This window comes from Streptomyces sp. NPDC030245, from assembly GCF_055572995.1.
This window is the reverse complement of sequence record NZ_JBVICF010000023.1, coordinates 1-4,732: the sequence shown is the minus strand read 5'-3', so window position 1 is coordinate 4,732 and position 4,732 is coordinate 1. Positions and strand designations below refer to the sequence as shown.

General features: G+C 65.1%; 6 protein-coding genes. 1 reads left to right on the top strand and 5 read right to left on the bottom strand.

The genetic code is table 11. The annotated features are described in order from the left end of the window. Positions 1 to 426: 426 nt before the first annotated feature. From ACZ4Z4_RS38155 to ACZ4Z4_RS38140, 4 genes are all read right to left on the bottom strand, one after another. The gene (locus tag ACZ4Z4_RS38155; RefSeq protein ID WP_468338464.1) at positions 427 to 735 is read right to left on the bottom strand and encodes a hypothetical protein; all 309 of its coding nucleotides are present in this window, start codon (positions 733 to 735) and stop codon (positions 427 to 429) included. Further along, on the bottom strand, positions 725 to 976 hold the full coding sequence (locus ACZ4Z4_RS38150; protein WP_468338462.1) for a hypothetical protein: 252 nt from the start codon (positions 974 to 976) through the stop codon (positions 725 to 727). Before ACZ4Z4_RS38150 ends, ACZ4Z4_RS38155 begins: the two co-directional genes overlap by 11 nt. Next, entirely contained in the window at positions 973 to 2,382 is a 1,410-nt protein-coding gene (locus ACZ4Z4_RS38145) for a hypothetical protein (RefSeq protein ID WP_468338459.1), read from the bottom strand. Before ACZ4Z4_RS38145 ends, ACZ4Z4_RS38150 begins: the two co-directional genes overlap by 4 nt. A 116-nt stretch (positions 2,383 to 2,498) precedes the next feature. Then, positions 2,499 to 2,912: a hypothetical protein gene (locus ACZ4Z4_RS38140; RefSeq protein WP_468338456.1), complete on the bottom strand. Its 414-nt coding sequence runs from the start codon at positions 2,910 to 2,912 to the stop codon at positions 2,499 to 2,501. Between the two features lie 112 nt (positions 2,913 to 3,024). On the opposite strand from ACZ4Z4_RS38140, the gene ACZ4Z4_RS38135 reads away from it, so the two are divergent. Next, positions 3,025 to 3,324, top strand: coding sequence for a hypothetical protein (locus tag ACZ4Z4_RS38135; protein ID WP_468338453.1), 300 nt, complete (start codon positions 3,025 to 3,027; stop codon positions 3,322 to 3,324). A gap of 233 nt (positions 3,325 to 3,557) precedes the next feature. On the opposite strand, the gene ACZ4Z4_RS38130 is transcribed toward ACZ4Z4_RS38135, so the two are convergent. After that, positions 3,558 to 4,732 (bottom strand): protein rep (locus ACZ4Z4_RS38130; RefSeq protein WP_468338450.1); only part of this gene is annotated, 1,175 nt, incomplete at its 5' end.

Genomic DNA, 4,732 nt, shown 5'->3' with positions numbered 1-4,732 from the left:
AGCGAACCGCTTGCCGCGTCGCTCCTGCCGAACAGCCGATTCGGCCTCTGAGCTGGGGTTTTCTTGGGTAGTGGAAACATTATTCGCGTCGTACCTAGGAAGGCCATCCGCCGGGCCGCCGGAGGCGGCCCCGGGCCCCCTCCTGCGTCCCGCCCGGGGGCCCGGGGAAACCCGGCGGCTGGCGATGTGCTGGAGGGCGCCGCGAGCCTGTTCCGTGACCAGCTCTCCGTACGAGTCCGTCTCGGTGTCGTCTCGCGCAGCGGCGGCGCTCTGCTCTACGCTTGCCATGAACGTTCTCCGTTTCGCGTCACAGGTGGGGCGGAGACCAGAGGCCCGGGCGGTTGCGTCGCTCCGGGCCTCCGTTCGTCTCGTGGATGAGATCCTTGCTTCAGTGGCCTACCGGCGTGCTACGAACACGCCGGTCGGTCACTTCTTGTCTCCGGGCTCCATGAGCCTCTTGATGACGAACCAGCCAAGGGCCGTCGAGATGGCGCCGATGCCGACCGCGACCGCGACGAGCGCGACGGCCAGGAGCACGAAGACCACCAGGGCGCCGGCACCTCCGGCGGCGATGAGTTGTCCGGCGTGCTGGCGGAGCCAGGACGGCTCTGCGGGCGCCTGCTGGACGATGACGTAGGCCGGGGGCTGTCCGAGGCTCTGAGGGGCACTCAGGGCCTGTCCCGGGCCTACCAGAGGTTCGGGGACGTAGAGCCGGGTCGTGTTGTCACTCAGCATCGGTGACGCCCTCCAGGGACTCGGGTTCCAGGCTCCAGAACAGGGTGATCGGCTGGACGTCCTTCGGGCGGTTGGACTCGTAGGTGGCCGCGTTGAGGAAGTTCCGAACGGCCTTGTCCACGGCGTGCTGGTAGACCTCGCTGCGGGTCGCACCCGGCCGTAATTCGACGATCTCGTGTGCGGTGGTCGAGCCGAGCTTGCCGATCTGGAGGGTCAGCACGTAGTGCCACTTCTTCGTCATGCGGACTTCCTTCGGGTCTTGGTCTGCTTCTGCATCGGGATCGGGTCTCCGGCGGCAACGTCGCGGACGGTCGGGGCAGCCGCGGGGATGACATCGCGACGAAGGCCGGCGGAGTTGGCGACGAGCTGGAGCACGGCGGACTCCTCGATGTCACCGACTCGGACTCGGTCGTAGCGACCACCCAGGCCGGGGGCTCCGGTGACTGTGCAGACGCCGACGAACCGTTCCTTGTCCACGAGGGCAGTGGGCTGGTTCTCCTCGTCCTTGCGGATGGCGGAGCCGAGCGCGGCTTCGGCAGCGTCGAGCGTGGCGGCCGCGAAGGACACGCCGACTTCGAGGTTGTCCCGGACAGCGGTCGGGATCGCGTCCGAGGTCTGCTTCTGGGTGCCGACGATCGGGAGGACGCCGAGGCCGCGACCTTCCTTGGCGACCGTTCGCATGAGCCGCTGGTTGGCCTCGATCAGTTCCTTGTCCTTGCCTCGGAGCCCGCTCGCGTCGATGTAGTTGTGGCACTCGTCCATCACGACCACGACCAGCGGGATCGTCTCGCTCGGACCCTCCTTCCAGAACTTGTGTGTCCCGCGTTCGGCGACCAGCTGGGCGGGGCGGTCCTTGAGGAGCCGGACGAGTTCGGTGAGCCGCTGATGGGCGGTCTCCGGGTTGTCGCCGACGATGAACATCGCACGGTGGCCGACCTCTCCCCAGTCGCCGTACCGGGGGTCAGAAGTCTTGCCGTCGAAGAGCGCGAACTGGACCTCCGGCCGTCCGGCCAGCGTGGCGAACCAGCCGAGCATGAGCATGGTCTTGCCGTAGCCGGGCATGCCCGCCACCTTGATCCCGGACAGCTCGCGGAGCGGGATGACCAGATCACGAGCCCAGGGATTGCGGCCGAGCGGCAGCACCCACTGATCACCGGTCGGGATCACGTACGGGAAGTGCTCGTCCAGCGGATTGCCGATCAGGCCCCGGAGCTCGATGACGCCGGCACTCTGCCGCTTGGCCTCGACCGTCTCGCAGCCCCAGGCGTCGGCGAGCCAGCCGGTCGCCTTCTCCACCTCGTCGAGCCCGACCTTCGGGATCGTCTTGAGGTGGGCGCGGATGCCCCACGGCTCCGGCGCCACGTGCAGCTTCGGCACGACAGTGATCGCCTTGCGGGTGTTGCCCTGCCAGTCCTTGACGCCCTTGGTGTTCTCGTCCACGCGGGCGAGTCCGATGTTCGGCGCGAGTCGCCGCCACTGGCGGGAGATCCGCCAGGCGTGGCGCATCCGGTCGCGCTGGAGCGGAGTCGCTCGGAGGTAGGCGTACGAGTGCATGAAGAGCCGGAAGGCCCCCCAGCCGACCAGGACCGCGAGGGCGATTCCGGCGAACAGGGGGGCCATCTCCAGCCCGTCAGTGACGGAGATCAAGCTTCTTCCTTCCACTCATGGCCGCAGTCGCCACAGGTGACGATCAGCACGTACGGCCGGTGGTAGTCGGGAGTCGAGGAGACGGCAGAAGATCCACATGTCGGGCACATCGGCGGTCAGCTCTCTGCCTGAGCCTTGGAGCCCCGGGCGGCCGGGACGGCATTCAGGGCACGGATCTCGTCCGCCTGGTACCAGGCCGTGCCTCCGGTGATCCGCTCGTTGCCGTTCCGGTCCGTGCGCTTCTCCACGGGGCTGACGCCGACCCGGAAGCCGACCAGCTCGACCGGCTGGGGCATGTGCTGGAGATCGTCACCGGGGTTCTTGTGCGAGTTGACGCCGATCTTCAGGATCTCGTTTTCGATCTTGCCGAACTGCTCGAAGCTGGCGACGACCTGGACTTCCCACTTCGGAAGACCGTCCTTGGTCTTGTCCTGCTGGTCGTTGTTGCCGAACACCGTCTTCGGGGCGGCGGACATGAACATCACGGCCTTGAAGGTGCGGGCCTGATCGACGTGGAAGATCGCGGGCATATCAGCCTCTTTCTGACGAGTCATCATCTTGACGACGTGTCGTGTCCGTGTGCACACCTAGACTGCACGCAAGCACTGACACTGTCAATCACTAAACACCTAGCGTTCAGGAGTGAACAACATGTACGGCGTACCGGAGGACACAAACCAGGACGCATGGGCCCATCTGGAACGGATCAGGGACCTTGCCGAGCACGGACTGTCGGCCCACCAGTTGCACATGAACGATGATCGTGAGTGGTACCGCACCTTGCTACGGGTTTTTGGAGATATCCGGGAAGAATCCTTGCTCGCTGAAAGGAGGCTGTCTGACGAAGCCGATGAAAAGCGTCTCCTGACACCCTCTCAGATTGCAGATGCAGCCCGGATCAGTCGGGGAACCGTCTATCAACGGCGAGAAGCCCGGGAGTAGTACCCCGCCGGGAGGCGAATCTTCCGCCGAAGGCGGTCGCGCGATTTTTTCGCGGAGCCGAAGCTTTAGGGATCCTTTAATCGGCGGGGCCCCTCCGGGAGCAAGAAAAGGGCCCGAGTGCCCACTTCGTGCGGTGAGGGCCCCTGGCCCTCTCCATTGGTTCAAGTGTAATGGGCCCTTTTCATGCTCCCGCCCCACCGATCAAAGGATCCCCAAACCTTCTCGGTATTCGCTCAACTTACGGGAGCGTCGGGGCCCTTCTCGTACTGCAGGTGGTAGGCCGTGAGCAGATTGACCAGCTCGATGAACCCGCCGGTTTCTGCAACATCCAGGAGCTTGGACTGAAGACCGGGGACCCGACGCATGGCACGGAGCGAGTCCGCCGGCAGCAGGGCCCAGGTCTCCCCGCCGACCTCTTCGGCCGCGACCTCTTCGTCGGTCAACTCCTCTTCGTCCGGGAGGAGTTCAGCCCGGAGGCCACGAGACCAGGTGATCGCCCGGCGACGGTGGGTGCCCTTCTCGTACTCCTGCCAGACAGGGAGGACGGCCATGTCTCCGGTCTGCCGGAAGTACTCCAGAAGCTCGAACGGAGCGAGGGTTCCGAGTCGTCCAGCCTTCATGTCACCGCGAGCCATCTCGTTACCGAGGTGGCCTTTTCCTTCTTGGACTTTGGCGATGTATTCGCCTGCCTCCTCCGGCGTGGTGACCTTGGTCCAGTTGACGCCGTGTTCCTTGCTCGGTTCGAATCCGTGCTTCTTCATCCAGGACCGCCATACCTTGTCCCATCGGACCATCGCTTTTGCGAGTTCCAACGGGTCTTGTGAGTCCAGAAGAAGCACCACGTGGAGATGCGGGTGCCACCCGTTCCGAGTTCCGTAGGTGACTTCCATCGAGCGGATATTTCCCCGCACGGCAAGACGCTCACGTTCGCCCTTGATTCCGCGCTTCCGATCTCCGGCCCAAGCCGACCCGGACATGAGCTTTCGCCATCCATTTGCCACGGCATCGAAAAGCGGAGCCAGGTCGTGATGCTTCTTATGACGGGCCGTCAGGGTGACCATCCAGGCGTTTCCGCCGTCCACGGTCATGTGGTTGGCGACAGCGCGAGCGATCTCGTCGGCGCGGGTAGCGCGGATCTTGGCGGAGCAGACCGGGCAGGCCCAGATCGAGCCGCAGGAGCAGAACCCCGACCAGTGAGCGACGCCGCCCTGAACCTTGATCGCTGCCAGCCCGTCGCCCTCGTTGCCGTTGGTCGTCCGGCCGCACTTCCGGACGCGTTCGAGCGAAGTGATCGTCCAGAGGGCATCCCGCTGAGCGAACCGCTTGCCGCGTCGCTCCTGCCGAACAGCCGATTCGGCCTCTGAGCTGGGGTTTTCTTGGGTAGTGGAAACATTATTCGCGTCGTACC